21 protein-coding genes are annotated in these 18131 nt (G+C 46.3%); 10 read left to right on the forward strand and 11 right to left on the reverse strand.

What is annotated here, in order from left to right:
* Nucleotides 1–45: 45 nt before the first annotated feature.
* The 5 genes from L2D08_RS11975 to L2D08_RS11995 all read right to left on the reverse strand — a co-directional run bounded on the left by L2D08_RS11975 (nt 46) and on the right by L2D08_RS11995 (nt 4302).
* A complete protein-coding gene (locus tag L2D08_RS11975; protein ID WP_242234012.1) occupies nt 46–573 on the reverse strand; it encodes a 1,2-dihydroxy-3-keto-5-methylthiopentene dioxygenase in 528 nt (175 codons plus the stop codon).
* Nucleotides 574–577: 4 nt separating this feature from the next.
* Nucleotides 578–1189 (reverse strand): methylthioribulose 1-phosphate dehydratase, encoded by a 612-nt coding sequence (locus L2D08_RS11980; RefSeq protein ID WP_242234013.1) that lies wholly within the window; start codon nt 1187–1189, stop codon nt 578–580.
* Nucleotides 1186–1836 carry a 2-hydroxy-3-keto-5-methylthiopentenyl-1-phosphate phosphatase gene (locus L2D08_RS11985; RefSeq protein WP_242234151.1) on the reverse strand — a complete coding sequence of 217 codons (651 nt, stop codon included), beginning with the start codon at nt 1834–1836 and terminating at the stop codon, nt 1186–1188. Before L2D08_RS11985 ends, L2D08_RS11980 begins: the two co-directional genes overlap by 4 nt.
* Before the next feature lie 3 nt (nt 1837–1839).
* Nucleotides 1840–3036, reverse strand: a complete 1197-nt coding sequence (locus tag L2D08_RS11990) for a 2,3-diketo-5-methylthiopentyl-1-phosphate enolase (RefSeq protein ID WP_242234014.1) — start codon at nt 3034–3036, stop codon at nt 1840–1842.
* 84 nt (nt 3037–3120) lie between these two features.
* The gene (locus L2D08_RS11995; protein WP_242234015.1) at nt 3121–4302 is read right to left on the reverse strand and encodes a pyridoxal phosphate-dependent aminotransferase; all 1182 of its coding nucleotides are present in this window, start codon (nt 4300–4302) and stop codon (nt 3121–3123) included.
* Nucleotides 4303–4390: 88 nt separating this feature from the next.
* On the opposite strand from L2D08_RS11995, the gene mtnK reads away from it, so the two are divergent.
* Together mtnK and mtnA are read left to right on the forward strand one after the other, a co-directional pair.
* A complete protein-coding gene (gene mtnK / locus L2D08_RS12000) occupies nt 4391–5560 on the forward strand; it encodes an S-methyl-5-thioribose kinase (RefSeq protein ID WP_375337581.1) in 1170 nt (389 codons plus the stop codon).
* Nucleotides 5557–6588 carry an S-methyl-5-thioribose-1-phosphate isomerase gene (gene mtnA / locus L2D08_RS12005; RefSeq protein ID WP_242234017.1) on the forward strand — a complete coding sequence of 344 codons (1032 nt, stop codon included), beginning with the start codon at nt 5557–5559 and terminating at the stop codon, nt 6586–6588. Before mtnK ends, mtnA begins: the two co-directional genes overlap by 4 nt.
* 37 nt (nt 6589–6625) lie before the next feature.
* On the opposite strand, the gene L2D08_RS12010 is transcribed toward mtnA, so the two are convergent.
* Nucleotides 6626–7183, reverse strand: a complete 558-nt coding sequence (locus L2D08_RS12010; protein WP_242234018.1) for a DUF5366 family protein — start codon at nt 7181–7183, stop codon at nt 6626–6628.
* Nucleotides 7184–7468: 285 nt separating this feature from the next.
* On the opposite strand from L2D08_RS12010, the gene L2D08_RS12015 reads away from it, so the two are divergent.
* From L2D08_RS12015 to mnhG, 7 genes are read left to right on the forward strand one after another with little or no spacing between them, the layout of a single operon-like run.
* Entirely contained in the window at nt 7469–9886 is a 2418-nt protein-coding gene (locus L2D08_RS12015) for a Na+/H+ antiporter subunit A (RefSeq protein ID WP_242234019.1), read from the forward strand.
* The gene (locus tag L2D08_RS12020) at nt 9873–10295 is read left to right on the forward strand and encodes a Na(+)/H(+) antiporter subunit B (RefSeq protein ID WP_242234020.1); all 423 of its coding nucleotides are present in this window, start codon (nt 9873–9875) and stop codon (nt 10293–10295) included. The genes L2D08_RS12015 and L2D08_RS12020 overlap by 14 nt, the downstream gene beginning before the upstream one ends.
* The gene (locus L2D08_RS12025; RefSeq protein ID WP_242234021.1) at nt 10295–10636 is read left to right on the forward strand and encodes a Na(+)/H(+) antiporter subunit C; all 342 of its coding nucleotides are present in this window, start codon (nt 10295–10297) and stop codon (nt 10634–10636) included. Before L2D08_RS12020 ends, L2D08_RS12025 begins: the two co-directional genes overlap by 1 nt.
* Entirely contained in the window at nt 10629–12110 is a 1482-nt protein-coding gene (locus L2D08_RS12030) for a Na+/H+ antiporter subunit D (RefSeq protein ID WP_242234022.1), read from the forward strand. Before L2D08_RS12025 ends, L2D08_RS12030 begins: the two co-directional genes overlap by 8 nt.
* A gap of 5 nt (nt 12111–12115) precedes the next feature.
* On the forward strand, nt 12116–12595 hold the full coding sequence (locus tag L2D08_RS12035) for a Na+/H+ antiporter subunit E (protein WP_242234023.1): 480 nt from the start codon (nt 12116–12118) through the stop codon (nt 12593–12595).
* Nucleotides 12592–12876, forward strand: coding sequence for a Na(+)/H(+) antiporter subunit F1 (locus L2D08_RS12040; protein ID WP_242234024.1), 285 nt, complete (start codon nt 12592–12594; stop codon nt 12874–12876). The genes L2D08_RS12035 and L2D08_RS12040 overlap by 4 nt, the downstream gene beginning before the upstream one ends.
* Nucleotides 12860–13213, forward strand: coding sequence for a monovalent cation/H(+) antiporter subunit G (gene mnhG / locus L2D08_RS12045; protein ID WP_242234025.1), 354 nt, complete (start codon nt 12860–12862; stop codon nt 13211–13213). Before L2D08_RS12040 ends, mnhG begins: the two co-directional genes overlap by 17 nt.
* A gap of 29 nt (nt 13214–13242) precedes the next feature.
* Here the strand turns inward: mnhG and L2D08_RS12050 are convergent, their stop codons facing one another.
* The 4 genes from L2D08_RS12050 to L2D08_RS12065 all read right to left on the reverse strand — a co-directional run bounded on the left by L2D08_RS12050 (nt 13243) and on the right by L2D08_RS12065 (nt 17010).
* Nucleotides 13243–13608 (reverse strand): DUF2188 domain-containing protein, encoded by a 366-nt coding sequence (locus L2D08_RS12050; RefSeq protein WP_242234026.1) that lies wholly within the window; start codon nt 13606–13608, stop codon nt 13243–13245.
* A 51-nt stretch (nt 13609–13659) separates the two neighbouring features.
* On the reverse strand, nt 13660–14049 hold the full coding sequence (locus tag L2D08_RS12055) for a hotdog fold thioesterase (RefSeq protein ID WP_242234027.1): 390 nt from the start codon (nt 14047–14049) through the stop codon (nt 13660–13662).
* A gap of 49 nt (nt 14050–14098) precedes the next feature.
* Nucleotides 14099–15427: a Na+/H+ antiporter family protein gene (locus L2D08_RS12060; RefSeq protein WP_242234028.1), complete on the reverse strand. Its 1329-nt coding sequence runs from the start codon at nt 15425–15427 to the stop codon at nt 14099–14101.
* Nucleotides 15428–15540: 113 nt separating this feature from the next.
* Nucleotides 15541–17010, reverse strand: coding sequence for a leucyl aminopeptidase (locus tag L2D08_RS12065; protein WP_242234029.1), 1470 nt, complete (start codon nt 17008–17010; stop codon nt 15541–15543).
* A gap of 50 nt (nt 17011–17060) precedes the next feature.
* Here L2D08_RS12065 and L2D08_RS12070 point away from each other — a divergent pair, with 50 nt between their 5' ends.
* Nucleotides 17061–17813 (forward strand): cobalamin-binding protein, encoded by a 753-nt coding sequence (locus tag L2D08_RS12070; protein WP_242234030.1) that lies wholly within the window; start codon nt 17061–17063, stop codon nt 17811–17813.
* On the opposite strand, the gene L2D08_RS12075 is transcribed toward L2D08_RS12070, so the two are convergent.
* A complete protein-coding gene (locus L2D08_RS12075; RefSeq protein WP_242234031.1) occupies nt 17810–18127 on the reverse strand; it encodes a YuiB family protein in 318 nt (105 codons plus the stop codon). The genes L2D08_RS12070 and L2D08_RS12075 overlap by 4 nt on opposite strands.
* Nucleotides 18128–18131: the final 4 nt, after the last annotated feature.

Here is an 18131-nt window from a genome sequence, read left to right on the forward strand (position 1 = left end):
TTTTTTTGCAAAGAAAAACCGGACGCAGGGTCCGGTTCTGATTCATCATGCGTTTGTTTCGTCGTAGATTGGCACCCAGCCTTCTGTTGTTACGAAAATACGGACGGCAACCACTTTACGATCGTCCATCAACGTAAAGTAATGACGCGTGTTGACCGGTACAGAAATCAAATCACCCGGCTCAAGTTCAACATTAAAGAACTGGCCGTCTTTTGCCTGGATCGCAAAAATTCCATGGCCGCTGACGATAAAACGAACTTCGTCATCTGTGTGGATATGGATTTTTTGAAAGTTTGTTAAAAGCTCATCTAAATTAGGTGTGCTGTCAGACAGGGAAATCACATCGTGCGCCTGATAGCCGCGGCGCTCTGAAATATCACGGATTTCTTCACCGAACACCTCAAGGATTTGCTGCTTTTCTTCATCTGACAACGCATAGTTTTCACGAAGGTTTTCCGGAAGTTTGGAAATATCCCATTTTTCATAAATAACTTCCTGTGCTGCTAAAAATGCATCAATTGCGTTTTTATCGGTAATACGTTCGCCTGTTTCTTGAAATTGAATGACTGCCATTTTGTTATCTTCCTTTCAACATCTGTAATTTAATATGCCATGAAAACAAAAATTCATAGGCTTCTAAAAACTTTTTCGCTTCGAATGCATCTTTGCCCCATACCGTAATACCGTGATTACGGATCAAAACGGCACCGGCATCCTGTGTAACATAGCGGCCGAACTCTTTGGCGAGAGCCGGGATATGGGCATGATTCGGAATAATCGGTACCGTAATCGATGCATTTTCTTCCCAAATGCCAAATGCTTTAATGATTTCCTGGCCGCTGAATGTTACGGCTCCTTCTTCAGCGTACAGCTCAGAGATGACATTATTGTCCACTGTGTGTACGTGGAGGCTGCAGCCGGCAGCCGTTTTCCCATACACTTCTACGTGAAGAAGTGTTTCAGCGGACGGCTTACCGGTAAATCCTTCAATCGCTTGACCTTGAAGGTCTACAAGCAAAAAATCCTCATCCGTTTCTTTTCGCTTGTCTTTGCCGCTGGCTGTTACTAAAAAAGACTCTTTGTCTACTTTAATAGATAGATTTCCACTTGTGCCGGGAAACCAATCACGGGCAGCAAGCTCTCTTTTAACTTCCGCCAGATCATTCCATCTTAACTGTAATGCATTCATTTCACTACCTCTTTCACATGGTCGATAACATCCCAAAACGTTTCAAATGGCTTGTGAGAAAGGCCCAGCTCTTCGCTTTTTTGCAGCAGCAAATCTCTGGCAATCACAAAACTGGCAAGCTTGGCTGCTTCAAGATCGGTCACGGAGTCCCCGATCACAATCATCTCCTGCCCCGGTGCAATATGACGGACAATCGACGGTTTGCAGCAGCCGCATTCGTTTGTACAATGCTCGTCACAGGAATGCGGCCATTTAATATGAATATGGCTGCCTGAGAAATCAGCTTCATTGCAGTAAATATGGTCTTCCGGCACAAGGCCCTGTAAAATTTGTTTCACAAAAAAGTCCATTCCGCCGCTGACTACGTAAAGCGGAATACCTGCCTCTTTTGTATACGCGACAAACTCAGAAAATCCTTCCCGAATTTTTGCATCTGCCAGAATAAATTCTGTAATTTCACTTCTTTGAGAAGAAGGAAGCAATGAAAACATTCGGCCGACGCCTTCCTTAATCGAGATTTTCTGGGAAAGGACGCCGTCTTTCAGCGCAATCCACTCTGGAGGAGCGAATTTCTTCATGATGGCAATAATATTGTCATTCCTTGTAATAGTGCCATCAAAGTCACAAATAATAACGGGGTTTTGCATCATTTATTTGCTCCCCCATAAATCAAGTGCCACACGCAGCTCTTCATTTTCTTCTGCTGCCTGCTCAAGAGTCCGGCCGGCTAAAACCGCATCAATGGCCTGTCGGAATGCACGCCCGCCGCCTTCTGCACCAGTCGGGTGGCCGTGAACCCCGCCTCCTGCGTTAATGATCGAATCTTTTCCAAAGTCATCATACAGAACAGGAACAAGCCCTGGATGAATGCCCGCTGATGGAACCGGAAAAGTGGGCTTATGCACACTTGTCTGGAGCGCCATTTCTGCTGTTTTAAGCGCTGCTGATCGCTCAAGTGCCACCGATCCATATGGAGATGGAAACAGTGTAAAATCAGCTCCCGCCATTCGCACGAGCTTGCCAAGCATAAGCTCAGTTGAAAAGCCGTGATATGGTGCAGATGTGAAGGCGCCTGAGACAGCAGGGTGCGCCATGATCGGCACGCTGATCTTTGGATCCTCAGCGAGCTCCTGCAGCACATCAAGCCCATAAGCAAATACATTAAACAAAAACGCAGAAGCGCCAAGCTCAATGCCCTGATACGCTTTTTCTTTCAATTCGCTTGTACGTCCTGACAGGTTTACGGCATACAGCGCTTTTCGGCCGCTTTGCTCGATAACCCGTTTTCCAAGCTTTACGCGCTCTTCAAACGGTGTCAGCGGATTATCAAATAAAATTTCATCATCTTTGACGATATCAATACCGCCGGCGATTTGCGCTCGCAGCTGCTCTTCCATATACGCCATATCGCGGCCAATTACGCCTTTGAAAATACTCATAAGAAGCGGACGCCCGTAAGCACCGGTCTGTTCGCGAATGCCTTCGACACCATACTTTGGCCCCGGGAAACGACGGGCAAGATCATCTGAAAGGGATAAATCGACCAGCTGGACCGCACCGTCAAGTGACAGTTTGCCAAACACCGTCACGAGAATCGCCGGCAAATCCGCGCTGAAGTTGGCAGCCGGATAGGCAATTTTCACTTCTGCCCCGCGCCCATAAACCGTTTCTTCTCCGGTTTCCTGAACAGACAGAACACGCCCTTTATGCTGCTTTAACTGCTCCTGTTCCAGAAGCGGCAAATCGGTCCAAGAACCAATCGTTAAACCAAGTGCGATTCCTTCTGCTTTTTTTTCAAAAGCGCCTTTTTGATCAAACAGGCGGTACGTTGCGATCACTTCGTTCATATAGCTTTTCTCCATTCTAAATACCTACTAGTTTACTAGGATTGTGTCATTTTTCAGTTAATTTGTCAATGGAGCGGACCTTCATTAAAGAGCGGAAAACAAGCCAAGGCGGCCAATGCGCCGGATGGCTTCTTGCAGCCGCGCTTCCTCCGTCAGCAGTCCAACACGGACATAGCCTTCCCCATGGGCACCAAATCCAATACCCGGCGCTGTGACAACATGTGCTTTTTCCAGCAGTAAATCGGAAAACTGAACGGATGTGTAAGGCTTTGGCACTGGGAGCCAGGCGAAAAATGAACCAGCCGGGGCCGTCACATTCCAGCCGATTGACCGGCAGGCATCAACAAGTGCGTTACGGCGCTTTTCGTACCGGGTTGATAATTCCCGCACACAATCCTGCGGCCCTGAAAGTGCAGCAGCTGCAGCCTGCTGAATGGCACTGAAAAGACTTACATACATATGATCCTGCAGCAGGTTGACCGCAGAAATCACACTTGGATTCCCCGCTAAAAATGCGACCCGCCAGCCGGCCATATTATAGGTCTTCGACAATGTGTACAGCTCTACGCCAACTTCTTTCGCGCCTTGTGACTGCAGAAAACTTGGCGGCTTCTGTCCATCAAAGCCAATTCCTCCATACGCAAAGTCGTGTACCACACAAATATCATGCTCATGTGCAAGCGCGACGGTTTCATCAAAAAATGCCCGGGTCGCCTGTGCACCAGTCGGATTGTTTGGATAGTTCAGCAAAAGCATTTTTGCTCGTTCGAGCCGGGCTTTCCCGATATCCCCGTAATCCGGCAAAAAGCGGTTTTCTTCCACAAGCGGCATGTAATCCATTTGAACGCCGGCAAGCGCTGCTCCCGACCAATAATCCGGATAGCCAGGGTCAGGCACGAGCATATATTCGCCTGGATTCATTAAACACATTGGCAGCTCAACGAGCCCCGCTTTGCCGCCGAATAAAATAGCGATTTCCGTCTGCGGGTCCAGGTCTACATCATACTCCCGCTTATAAAAGCCGGCCGCTGCTTCCTTTAAGAAACTCTGTCCTTGAAACGGCGGGTATTTATGAAAATCCGGCCGCTCTGCTGCTTCTTTTAAAGACGCTACAATATGCTCCGGAGTCGGCTGGTCTGGATTGCCTTGTCCTAGATTAATAACATCGTGTCCGGCGCTGACATATTGGGCGGCTTTTTTGGTAAGCGCCGCAAAAAATTGGTCGGGCAGCCCGGATAACAGCTGTGATTGTTTAAATTGCTTCATTCGTTCACCTACTTAAAATTTTCTTGCAATTTCAGTCATAAATATATATATTATTGATCAAATTGTAAATATATTTGGAGGAATGACCATGTCTTCATATGAACCCTTAACGATAGATTCTGCGGTTGCCCTCGTTAAAAAGCTTGGTTTGCTCACGGAAACCGATACCGTTTCTGCAAATGAAATCGGAGATGGCAATTTAAATTACGTGTTTCATATAAAAGGAACAGAAAAAAGTCTTATTGTTAAACAAGCCCTTCCTTATGCAAAAGTAGTAGGAGAAAGCTGGCCGCTGACGCTTGAACGGGCTGACATTGAAAACCGTGCTCTGCGCCTGCAAGGAACATTTGCGCCTGACTATACCCCTAAAGTCTACTATTCTGATAAAGATTTAGCGATTACAATTATGGAAGATTTATCTCATTTAACCATTGCCCGGACAGGCCTGATTCAAGGAGAAGATTATCCGCTGATTGCCCGCCATACCGGTGAATTTATTGCACGCACGCTGTACGGAACCTCGGATTTCGCACTCGGTCCGCAGGAGAAAAAGAAGCTGCAGCATACATTCAGCAATCCTGAGCTGTGCGATATTACAGAAGGACTTGTGTTTACGGATCCGTTTTTTGATGCAGGAACGAATGATTTCGAAGAGAGCTTGCGTACGGATGTGGAAAAGCTCTGGCAGGATGATGAATTGAAGCTTCATGCTGCCCAGTTGAAGCGCTTGTTTTTAACAGCGGGTGATGCGCTTTTGCACGGGGACCTGCACACGGGAAGCATTTTTGCGAGCCCTGCTGAAACTAAAATCATCGATCCGGAATTTGCTTTCTATGGGCCATTCGGATTTGATATTGCTCACTTTACGGCGAACCTGTTTATGAATGTTCTATCCCGCGAAGAGGGTCGTCGCGAGCCGCTTTACGAGCATATTGTGACTGTTTGGGATGTTTTTAACCATGAGTTCAGCCGTCTTTGGAACGAACAAAATACGGAAGCATTCGCAAAAACAGAAGGCTATTTAGAGTGGCTGCTGGCGGATATTTTTGAACAGGCTGCCGGCTTTATGGGACTTGAAATGATTCGCCGGACAATTGGACTTGCCCACGTAAAAGATTTGGATGGCATCGTGGATGATCAGCAGCGCCTGCAGGCGAAACGCCACTCTCTGTCGCTTGGCGCTCACTTTGTTAAAGAGCGGGCTTCCTATTCATCTGCCGATCAGTTAGTGGCAGCTGTAAAGGAGGCACTTCAATGAATATTCCACAATCCGTCTTCTGGGAGAACGATGCGATCCAACTGCTTGACCAGCGAAAATTGCCTCATGTAACTGAATATTTAACGTTAGAAACGGTTCCGGCTGTGTTTGACGCAATCAAGTCTCTCGCTGTCCGCGGGGCACCGGCTATTGGAATTGCGGCTGCTTTTGGTGTCGCATTGTCGGCACTCCGTCACCCCTCTGATGACCTTGGTGAACTAAGGGAAAAAGTATTAATCGACAGCGGCTATCTTTCACAGTCCCGCCCAACAGCTGTTAATTTATTCTGGGCATTGAATCGGATGAATGACGTGGTCGTTAAATCTGAGACAGCCGCCGCACTGCGCAAAAACGTGCTTGCCGAAGCACTTGCTATTCAAAAAGAAGACGAAGATGTGTGCCGGGCGATTGGCGAACACGCTCTTCCTCTTTTCAACGACGGTGACCATGTCATGACGATTTGTAATGCAGGCTCTATTGCAACTGCAAAATATGGAACGGCGCTTGCCCCTTTCTTTCTTTCAAAAGAGCATGGAATCCACTTGTCCGTTTTTGCTTGTGAAACACGCCCTGTGTTCCAGGGAGCCCGCCTCACTACGTGGGAGCTTATGCAGGCCGGTGTAGATGTCACACTGATTACGGACAGTATGGCAGCACACACGATGAAAACGAAAAATATTTCAGCGGTGATTACAGGAGCCGACCGTGTAGCAGCGAACGGGGACTCTGCTAATAAAATCGGAACCTTCGGCCTTGCTGTTTTAGCCAAATCATTTGGCATTCCGTTTTATATTGCTGCTCCCCTGTCAACCTTTGATTTGGATACACCAAATGGCGATGCCATTCCTATTGAAGAGAGGGATCCAGCCGAAGTTACCGAAGTGAATGGCATGCGCATTGCACCGGAAGGCATTTCTGTTTTCAACCCGGCTTTTGACGTAGCGCCAGCCGAATTGATTACAGGGATCATTACCGAAAAAGGAATTGTAAAACCGAACAAAGAAGCCATTGCGGCACTGTTTGTATAAAAAAAACGAGCTTCGTTTCGAAACGAAGCTCGTTTTTTTAAAGCGGTAGACCAGCCAGCAGGCCATTGTATAACTTCATAAAAATAAGAGCGAGCAATAAGCCGAAGAAAATCCAGAAAACCGCTTCAAACACGATAATTCCAATCATTTGCGGCGTTGAAATATGCGGGCTCAGCTTATAAACAAAGTACACAACATACACTACAGACGTCACAAGAAAAATAATGATCGTCCCGACAGCAGAAGAAAAACTGACCAATGAAACCAGTCCGCCCAGAAAATAGATCACCGCGCCGAAGCGGGTTTTTTTCAGCAGCTCTCCTTCTGCATCTTTAGAGAAAAAAAGCAGCGCCAGCTCGTTTGCTGTATTCGCCAGCAGCTTGAGCGTGGCAAAAATCATAGTGAATAAAACCATCAACCCGCCGATTACGACGAGATTTACTTCTGTTTTGGTAAAGATATCGAGCATGGTATTATACAAGTTTGCTTGTTTCAGCATATCTACAATAAAGGCTTGTCCAAACATCGAAAGTGATAAGCTGAATAATAGGATGGATAAGAGCGGCATATAGCCGGTTAAATACGAGTTTTTCATCAACATAATTCTCCCCTGTCACAGTCAGTCACTGTTCATTATGCAAGAGGTTGGTGGCTATGACAAGTCATTTCCAATCTTTTTTTGGAAAAACCCCACAATTTCTGCCAAAATCCGCATAGTTCTTTTGTCGAATTTTTATTTTTTTTTGCTCAAAAAATGCCGTTACTCTTCATATTTATTACGAGAAGGAGCAGTTCGACTGTTCTCCCGTTTTGGGCAATGCACGAACATTTTTTTTACGCTATAATTTGAATTACGCATAAAAATATGGGAGGGATTTATTTGTCTTTGCTTCACTGGGCCATTCTCGCTCCTTTTTTGATGGCTGTATTCGTTCCGCTTATTCATAAAAGAGCAGCGGCCATCCATACCGGGTGGTTTGTACTGATTCTGCCCGTGCTTTTGTTTGGGATGTTTCTGCAATACCTTCCCGTCACAAGAGAAAACAGCTCTATTACCGAAACGGCTTCCTGGATTCCATCACTTGGAATCAACTTTACCGCATACATAGATGGCTTAAGCCTCCTGTTTGCCCTCTTGATTACCGGAATCGGCTCGCTGGTTGTATTATATTCTGTTTTTTACTTGTCTCAATCAAAGGAAAAACTAGGTCACTTCTACGTATACTTGCTCATGTTTATGGGTGCAATGCTTGGCGTTGTCCTGTCTGACAATGTGATCACGCTGTATATGTTTTGGGAACTTACGTCTATTTCTTCTTTCCTGCTGATCGCGTACTGGTATGACCGCGAACGCTCCCGCTACGGGGCTTTAAAGTCGATGCTCATTACCGTATTCGGCGGATTGATGATGCTTGGCGGGTTCCTCGTTTTATCGCTTATGGGTGATACATTCAGTATTCGCGAATTAGCGGCTCAGGCCCTTGAGCTGAACAAAGATCCGCTTTTTGGGCTTGCGATGATCCTTGTTCTGCTCGGCGCTTTTACAAAGTCCGCGCAGTTCCCATTCTACATCTGGCTTCCAGATGCGATGGAAGCACCAACGCCGGTTAGTGCGTACCTGCACTCGGCTACAATGGTGAAAGCGGGGATTTACCTTGTTGCCCGTTTCAGTCCGATCTTTGCCTTTTCCGGCTACTGGTTCTGGATTGTCGGAGCCGTCGGATTGTTCACCATGACATGGGCTTCCTTTAATGCGGTGAAACAAACCGACTTAAAAGGAATTTTAGCGTTCTCAACAGTCAGCCAGCTTGGATTAATTATGTCGCTGCTCGGCGTAGGTGCTGCATCGCTTCATGTTGAATCGCTGGATGATAACTTGTTTATCACAGCCGTTATTGCAGCGGTTTTTCATTTAATCAACCATGCAACCTTCAAAGGAAGTTTATTTATGGCGGTCGGCATTATTGACCATGAAACAGGGACGCGGGATATCCGCAAGCTTGGCGGATTAATGAGTTTGATGCCGGTTACCTTTACGCTGTCTGTCATCGGTGCTTTTTCAATGGCCGGCTTGCCGCCATTTAACGGTTTTTTAAGCAAGGAAATGTTTTTTGCTTCTATGGTTCATTTACTGGAACTGGATTTGTTCCAGATGGATACATGGGCGATTCTTTTCCCGGTTATGGCCTGGATTGGCAGTGTATTTACATTCATTTACAGTATAATGATTATATTTAAAGTCTTTACGGGCCGGTTCCAGCCGGAAAAATTGGAGAAAAAACCGCATGAAGCACCTATTGGCATGCTTGTTTCACCGATTATTTTAGCCTTGCTTGTCGTTGTATTCGGCTTGTTTCCAAATCTGCTTTCCTACAGCTTGATTCAGCCGGCCGCAGCCGCCATTGTGCCATCTATTCTGCCGCCGGGCGGCCAGCTCGACGTCCATATTTCCTTTTGGCATGGCTTTAAGCCTGAGCTCTTTATGACCATCGGGGTAATTGTCATTGGCATTCTACTCTATAAACTCATGCCAAAATGGATCAAAATGTATGACTATATGCCTGGAAAGGTTACTCTGAATCAACTTTACAATGCCAGCTTGTACGCAGCAGAACGCGGCTCAAATGCGATTACAAACTCGTATATGACCGGCTTTATCCGCAGCTATCTCATGTACATTTTTGTGTTTTTCATCGGAATGCTCGGCTTTACCATGTGGGCGAAAGAAGCGTTTCACTATGATGCTTCTGCTGCTGCGCCGATTGGATTGTATGAAGTAAGCTTAATCATCGTTCTAGTTATTGCGACTGCCACCATTTTACTGGCAAAATCACGTTTAACGTCCATTATTGCGCTTGGCGGGGTTGGCTATACCGTGTCGCTGTTTTTTGTTATTTTCCGCGCACCGGATTTGGCTTTGACGCAGCTTGTAATTGAAACTGTCTCAACAGCCTTGTTTCTTCTTTGCTTTTACCATCTTCCAAAATTATCGCGGCATGAAGAAAAACGGCGCTTCCAGGCAGGTAATGCCCTTGTCGCAGCCGGTGTCGGTATCATGGTGACACTGCTTGGCATATCCGCTCACAGTTCAAAGTTTTTCACTTCTATTAATGACTATTATGTTGAGAACACATATAAAAAAGCCGGCGGCGAAAACATGGTCAATGTAATCCTCGTTGACTTCCGCGGCTTTGATACGCTGTTTGAGATTACTGTGCTGGCTGTTGCGGCACTTGGCATTTACGGATTGATTAAACTAAGGCTTGAGAAAGGCGGCGAAACGAATGAAAACAAATGATGTGATCTTCCAAACCGTCGCCAAAGTCGTTTTCTTCATGATTATCTTTTTTGCGGTTCACTTGTTTTTTGCCGGACATTATTATCCGGGCGGCGGTTTTGTGGGCGGCCTGCTTACATCCGGCGCGATTGTTCTTTTGCTTTTAGCTTTTGATATTAAAACGGTACGCCACGGGTTTCCGCTTGACTTCAAATGGCTGATCGGCCTGGGCCTCCTTTTTTCAGTCGGGACGGCTGCCGGATCTCTGCTTTTCAATGTACCGTTTTTCACTCACGCTTATAATTACTTTCAACTGCCGCTGTTCGGCAAAACATCGCTTCACACCGCAATGTTGTTTGATTTAGGCGTGTATCTCGTTGTCATTGGTGTAACCATGACCATTATTCAAACGATTGGAGAGAGTGAATAATGGAAATTTTAATGTGTATCATTGCCGGCCTGCTTTTTGCAGCCGCGGTTTATTTGATGCTCTCGAAAAGCCTGCTTCGGATTATTATCGGCACCGGGCTTCTCAGCCACGGTACCCATTTAATGCTTTTAACAATGGGCGGGCTTAAAACGGGAGCTGTCCCGGTTCTTGGGGAGCATGCCTCCACTTATACAGACCCGATTCCGCAGGCACTTATTTTAACGGCTATTGTCATTAGTTTTGGTGTTACAGCCGTGTTTCTTGTAATCGCTTATCGTGCGTACCAGGAGATTGGCACAGATAATATGGAGCAGATGAGAGGAATGGAAACAGATGATTAATTTACCTATTTTGCCAATCCTGATCCCTCTTGTTTCCGCTGTGTTACTCCTGTTTTTATCAAAGCGGGTCTATGCCCAGCGAGTGGTATCTGTGGCTGCTTCTTTTGCTACGGTTATTGCCGCGGCTGTTGTTTTAATGAAAGTGAAGACAGATGGGATTCAAACGGTTGACATGGGCAGCTGGCCGGCTCCATTTGGCATTACGCTTGTGTCAGATATGCTGAGCATCCTGCTCGTTTTAACGTCTTCTGTCATTACGCTTTGTGTGGTCATTTATTCATTCCGTTCCATTGGCAGCGGCCGGGAAGCATTTTATTACTACCCAATTGTTCAATTTTTGCTTGTTGGCGTAAATGGATCGTTTACAACGGGTGATATTTTTAACCTGTTTGTTTTCTTTGAAATTATGTTAATGTCGTCATATGTGCTGATTGTGATCGGCGGAACAAAAGCACAGCTGCAGGAATCTATTAAATATATTTTGATTAACGTGATTTCCTCGGCTATTTTTGTTATCGCGGTTGGATTTTTGTACTCGGTTACCGGCTCGCTGAATATGGCGCACATTTCCGCCCGCCTTACTGACATTGGCGGTGAGCCCATTGTCACTGTGCTGGCGCTTCTTTTCTTGATTGTGTTCGGTTTAAAAGGCGGTATTTTTCCGCTTTACTTCTGGCTGCCGGGTTCGTACGCGGCACCGCCTGCACCTGTTTTGGCCCTGTTCGGTGCCCTGCTTACAAAGGTAGGCGTATACGCCATCTTACGAACTTACACGCTATTTTTCTATCATGACCAGCCATTTACACATGATATTTTATCCCTGCTGGCTCTCTTGACCATGATTGCAGGTTCGGTTGGCGCTCTTGCATACAAGGATGTAAAACAAATTCTGATCTACAATATCGTGATAGCGGTTGGCGTTCTATTATTCGGCATTGCCATTATGACGGAGGAATCGATCGCCGGCACCCTCTTTTATTTTATTCATGACATGATTATCAAAGCAGCTCTGTTTATGCTGGGCGGCATCATGGTTTGGATTACAGGTACGTCAAAGATGGATAAGATGGGCGGGCTGATCCGCCAATATCCGGCACTTGGCTGGACCTTTCTTACAGCATCTTTTGCGCTCGCCGGCATTCCGCCGCTGTCTGGTTTTATCGGCAAATTATTAATTGTCCGGGCAGGATTTGAATCGGGTGAATATGTTGGAGCCATCGTTGTGCTTCTGTCGAGTCTGGCTGTGTTGTATTCGGTTGTTACGTTATTTATGGAGGTTTTTTGGAAAAAGCCAAAATTGCCGCAGCTTCATGCAAAAAAACAAACATCCTCCTTGTTCCTTCCAGCGGCAGCTCTTGTTGTTCTTTCTGTTTTATACGGTGTCGGAACAGAAGCGGTTTATCCTTATGTGATGCAGGCTGTTGAAGCGCTCATCCATCCGGAAATCTACATTGACGCCGTATTAAAGGAGTAGATCGTATGGCTTTTCAAATTTTACTCAATGTGTTTCTCGCATTTCTTTGGATGTTTTTGCAGGTGTCTTTCAGTGCACGGACTTTTATTATTGGATACCTGCTTGGATTGATTGTGATGGCTGGAATGCGCCGCTTTTTTAAAAGCCGCTTTTATCTGCATCGTGTCTGGGCCGTGATTTACTTGTTTCTTTTGTTTTTAAAAGAGTTAATCAAAGCGAACATTGATGTGTTAAAGTTGGTGCTCCGTCCTAAACTGAACATTCGTCCGGGTATCTTTGCGCTTGAAACCGAACTCAAGTCAGACTGGGAAGTAACCCTCCTGTCGAATTTAATTACGCTGACTCCCGGCACACTTGTGGTAGATGTATCGGATGATAATAAAACCCTTTATATTCACGCTATTGATATTGAAGATGTGTCAGAAGCAGTAGATAGTATTAAAAACTCGTTTGAAAAAGCCATTATGGAGGTGAGCCGCGGATGATGGAGGCTGTTTTACAAATTTCTCTTTTGCTCCTGGCCGTTTCTATGATTGGGCTCGTTTACCGGCTTGTGAAAGGGCCAACCGTTCCAGACCGTGTTGTCGCTCTCGATGCAATGGGTGTCAATCTTGTGTCGATTACAGCCGTTTTGTCTATGCTGCTTGATACGCATAATTATCTTGATGTTATTCTCTTGATTGGTATTTTGGCATTTATCGGAACTGTTGCTTTTGCCAAGTTTTTAGAAAAAGGCGAGGTGATTGAATATGACCGTGATCAGTGAAGCTGTCATTGCCGTTTTATTGCTTCTAGGAGCGTTTTTAACCCTTGTCGCAGCATTTGGGCTGATCCGCCTTCCGGACGTTTATACACGCAATCACGCCGCTTCTAAAAGCGCAACGCTCGGCGTGATGTGCATTCTGCTGGCAACGTTTGTGTATTTCTTTGCGAAAGACGGATTTTTCAGCTCACGGCTCCTGCTCGGTATTGCTTTCTTTTTTATTACCGCACCTGTTGCAGGCCATCTAATCAGCCGTGCCGCCTACAATTCCGGCGTGAAAATGTGGGATCAAAGCGTGCGTGATGACTTAAAGAATAAACAGGCACAAAAAAAGAACTAAAAAAGCTGTCCGCAACTGGACAGCTTTTTTCATTCATACAGCGTTTGGGTCTTCTCGCCATTTTCCTGATAAATCGTAAGAATTCCTTCATGCTGTTTCACATATTCTTTCGCTTCATCTAAAAGCGCTTGTTTTGTGCCCTCTGAACGGATGGCCCGTTTGCCCTTTTCTTTTTTTAATACCCACCGGTCTTCCTCATGCTTTACTTCATAACGCGGCCGTCCTTCATCCTTTTTTCCTTCAGCGCTTCTCGCACGGTCAATGGCAATGGCAATAGAACGCCCTTCCTCATACCCTTCATCCAAGAGCGCATTGGCAATTTCGATTGCTTTATCACGTACATGGTCCGGGAGATTTTTCATCGAAGCCGGGTACTCATTTTTATTCCAAGGCATGAAAACCACTCCTTTTCCAAAAATGTTCCCGCCCTGTGAAAAAATCAAACGTCACTTTTTCGCTTTCACAGCAATCGTACAGCGTGAAAGGCAAATCAGCTCCCCGTTTTCGTCCTTTATTTCAATAGACCATACCATTGTTGACTTTCCCCGGTGAACGTTTAAGGCGGTAGCCGTCACAATCCCATCTCTTTTCGATTTGATGTGGTTGGCATTGATTTCAAGGCCAAAGCAGACCTCCGTGTCCAGGTCAATCATCGCTGCAGCGCCAATACTTGCCGCTGTTTCCGCAAGGGCAACGGAAGCGCCTCCGTGCAGAAATCCGAACGGCTGGCGCGTGCGTTCATCCACAGGCATTGTCATCACTGCACGGCCCGTTTCAATCGTTACCACTTCCATTCCGAGTGCGGCAAGCAGTGTATGATCGGTTTGAATATTCATAAAATCCTCTCCTTCAAAAAAAGGTGCCTCTTTAAGAGGCACCTTTTTATTATAACGTCATGGCTGCAATCCAGCCGAAAATAATAACAGGGATATTATAGTGAAGAAATGTCGGTACAACTGTATCCCAAATATGGTCGTGCTGTCCGTCTGCGTTTAATCCGGACGTTGGACCAAGCGTGCTGTCCGAAGCAGGTGAACCAGCGTCACCAAGCGCGCCGGCTGTTCCCACAAGCGCAATCGTTGCCAGCGGGCTGAAGCCAAGTTCCAAAGCAAGCGGCACGAAAATGGTCGCAATGATCGGAACCGTTGAAAAAGATGAACCGATACCCATTGTAACAAGTAGTCCGACTACAAGCATCAGCAGGGCACCAAGCGCCTTGTTTCCGCCGATTGCTGCAGCAGAGTTTTGCACTAATGTTTCTACATCACCTGTAGCTCCCATAACACTGGCAAATCCGGAAGCGGCAATCATGACAAAGCCGATAAAGGCCATCATACGCATACCGTTCGTTAACAGGAAATCCGCTTCACTCCAGCGAATGGCACGGAAAAGATATAAAACAATGATCCCTGCCAGCGCACCGAATACCATCGAATCAGTTTGCAGCTGGGCAGCCAATGCAGCCACGATAGCGATTCCTGCGACAATCAAGCCCGATTTCGTATAAGTCTGAGTCTCAGGCACCTGTGCTTCAGCAGAAACTGGCAGCTGTGCTTCTTTGTATTCACGCGGTTTGCGATACACAAAAAGCGCAATAAGCAAGCCGACAACCATGCCGACAGCTGGCAGAAGCATCGCAGTCGGCAATTGATCCATTGAAACTTCCAGGCCGCTTTTCGCCATATTGGTCGCAACAATTTCATGGAATATCTGCCCAAATCCAACTGGAAGATACATATACGGCGTTACAAGCCCAAATGTCAGAACAGAAGCTGCCAGGCGCCGGTCAATCCGCAGTTCATTCATAATTTTCAATAATGGTGGAATCAAAAGCGGAATAAACGCAATATGAACAGGAATTACGTTCTGTGAAAAGCAGGCCATAATTAAAATCACAAATAAAATAAGAGCTTTCGGCAGCTTTTTTGAACGTGCTTCCTCTTTATTTCCAATAAACTTTAATACAAACGCCACAAGTGCTTCTGGAAGCCCCGTGCTTGAAACTGCAACGGCGAATCCGCCAAGCATTGCATAGCTGAGCGCCACATTGGCACCGCCCCCGACTCCTTCAGAAAACGCTGCAATGGTCCCATCCATTCCAAGTCCGCCTATTAACCCGCCGACAAGAGCACCCATAATAAGGGAAAATACAACATTGACGCGGAGCAGGCTGAGGATGAGCATTACAATGACAGCAAAAACAACTGCATTCATCTCTTCTTATACCTCCAACACTTTAATCTGCTAAATTACTAAAGAACCGCTTAAAGATAGCAAATTGCCTGCCCGCTTGTCAATATACTTTTCTAATATAGTTAATAAACAAATTATTCAGACTGATCTGAAAGTGCTAAAATCGCCAATGTCCTTGTCATGGCTCCCGGCGTCAGCTCTGCACTGCCAGCGATATCGAGATGCACCCAGGGCGTACTTTCTGCAAACTCGCCGATAAAGCCGCCTCCCATAATGGCATGGCCTTCCCGTCCCGGAGAATTATTTAAATCTGCCACATCGCTTGTTCGAATTCTCTTTTTATCGTATTCAGTCAGCGGAAGCTGCCAGATCATTTCCCCCGCTTCATGTGATGCTTCAAGCACTTGCTCAAAAAACGGTTCATTGTTTGTGATCGCACCTGTTTTATCTTTTCCAAGCGCAATGATCACTCCGCCTGTCAGTGTGGCCACGTCCACAATTTTACCGGCACGCTGCTGTTTGGCATATGTGATCGCATCTGCCAGCACAAGGCGGCCTTCTGCATCTGTATTTTTCACTTCAATCGTTTTTCCTGACAAAGAAGTAACGACATCATCTGGTTTAAAAGCATTGGCACTAATCACATTGTCTGTCGCGGGAATCACAGCCATAACCGGCTGATCCGGCTGCAGCTCTCCAATAATCTCCATCGCACCAAGCACAGCCGCTGCGCCGCCCATATCTGTTTTCATGCCGACAATGCCATCTTTCGGCTTGATAGAGTAGCCGCCTGTATCAAAAGTGACTCCTTTTCCGACAAATGTCAGTACATCCTCCCACGTATCTGCAGGGTTGTATTTGAGCGTAATCATTTTAGGCGGTTCAGCCGATCCTTGGGCAACGGCTAAAAAAGCACCCATGCCGATTTTCTCCATATCTTCCCGTTCCAGCACTTCCAGTTCAAAGCCATACCGCTCGGCCAATTTCTCTGCGTGAAGGGCAAGATCACCGGCTGTCATCATATTCGGCGGAGTAGCGGTTAAACGAATCGCTGTGTTCGTGCCCTCTGCCATCGTTTTTCCTACTTTACATGCCGCCTGGATCTCGTCCGGATCTGCCTCTGTATATATAGCAACTGTCGTTAACTGCTTTTCCGGCTCGTTACCCGGCGTGCGGTATCCCGTGTATTCAAAGCGCGCTAAAAACAGTGCTTCTGTTACAGCCTCTGCCGCTTCAACGGCTGTCACGTTCTCTGTGACAAAGGAATCAAGTACAATAGCAATCGATTCCAGACCGTATGGCTTGGACTGCTTGGCTGCTTTTTGGACAGCTCGGTGAATGGCATGAAAATCCGCTTCCTTTTCTTTGCCAAGCCCAACTGTGACCATTCGCTTAGCTGGAATATGGCCAAGAGCTGGAATAACAGAGGTATGTTCCTCTTTCGCGGAAAGATCACCGTTTTTCACTAGTTCTGTCAGCTGCCCGGAAAAAGCTTGATCGAGCGGTTCGAGCACTCCCTCAAATTTCAATGGCTTATCAAACAGGCCGATAAGGAGTACATCTGCTTCAGTTTCCAAAAAGGGTTCGTTTTTAATTACAAACATTTTCATCACCTCACGTGCTATTATAGGGGAAAACGGATAGGAGTGTTGGAATGAGGATTGTATCGCTTTGCCCAAGCAATACAGAAGTGTGCCAGTATCTTGGTCTGGAAGAGAAAATTGTCGGTGTAGACGACTTTTCCGACTTAGAACGAACCAGGCTCGGACCTGATTTAGCAATTGATATGAAGAAGCTGTCCGCTCTTCAGCCGGATATGGTGCTGGCATCGCTCAGTGTACCAGGAATGGAGAAAAATATAGAAGCCCTGGAGCGGCTTGGCATTCCGCATGTCGTGACAAATCCCCATTCACTTGACGATATCGGGCATTCTATTGAGCAAATTGCCGAAGCCTGTGGAACAGATGGAAGAGAAGCTCGAATCAAGTGGATGCGGGCACTCCAGCCGTACAGGTCACGTGAATGGACAGACCGTGTGCGTCTTTATTGGGAATGGTGGCCGAAGCCATTGTTTACACCCGGAGGCACCAACTGGCTCACCGAAATCAGTACGCTGTGCGGCGGAATCAATGTATTTGAAGATAGATTAATGCCAAGCTTACAAACCGATTGGGAAACGGTTCTGGAAAAAAAGCCGGATGTCATCCTGCTGGCGTGGGTAGGAGTAATGACCAGCAAAGTAAATATCGATATCATTAGAAAAAGGCCTGGGTACGAAGAAACACCTGTTTTCATTCTGGAAGAAAAATACTTTTGTCGGCCATCGCCAAACCTGCTTAAAGGAATTGAAGTATTGGACAAGCTTTTGCAAAACAAAAAAACGACCTTAAAGAGGCCGCTTCCTTAAAACATTTGATAGCCTTTTGCACGCAGCAGCCGCATGACGAATCCGCTTCCAATAGCGCCTAAAAAGCCGCATGATAGAATGGTAATATCAACCGGCTGAAGCCCGATCACCCGCCCGCTGAGAATACCGAATGATTCTCCCGGCTGAAACAAGTAATCAAGCGTGCTGATATTGTCCACAATGGCGATCGTCACAAGCGGATAAATAAAAGCCATAATCCATGTCATGCGCAGCAGCATGTTTAAAATAAACCCAATGCCAAAAAACAGAACAAAAAACAGCAAGGCAGATACAAGTACAACGGCAATATGCATGGAG

It is taken from the genome of Domibacillus sp. PGB-M46 (assembly GCF_022668875.1).
Classification (GTDB): domain Bacteria; phylum Bacillota; class Bacilli; order Bacillales; family Domibacillaceae; genus Domibacillus.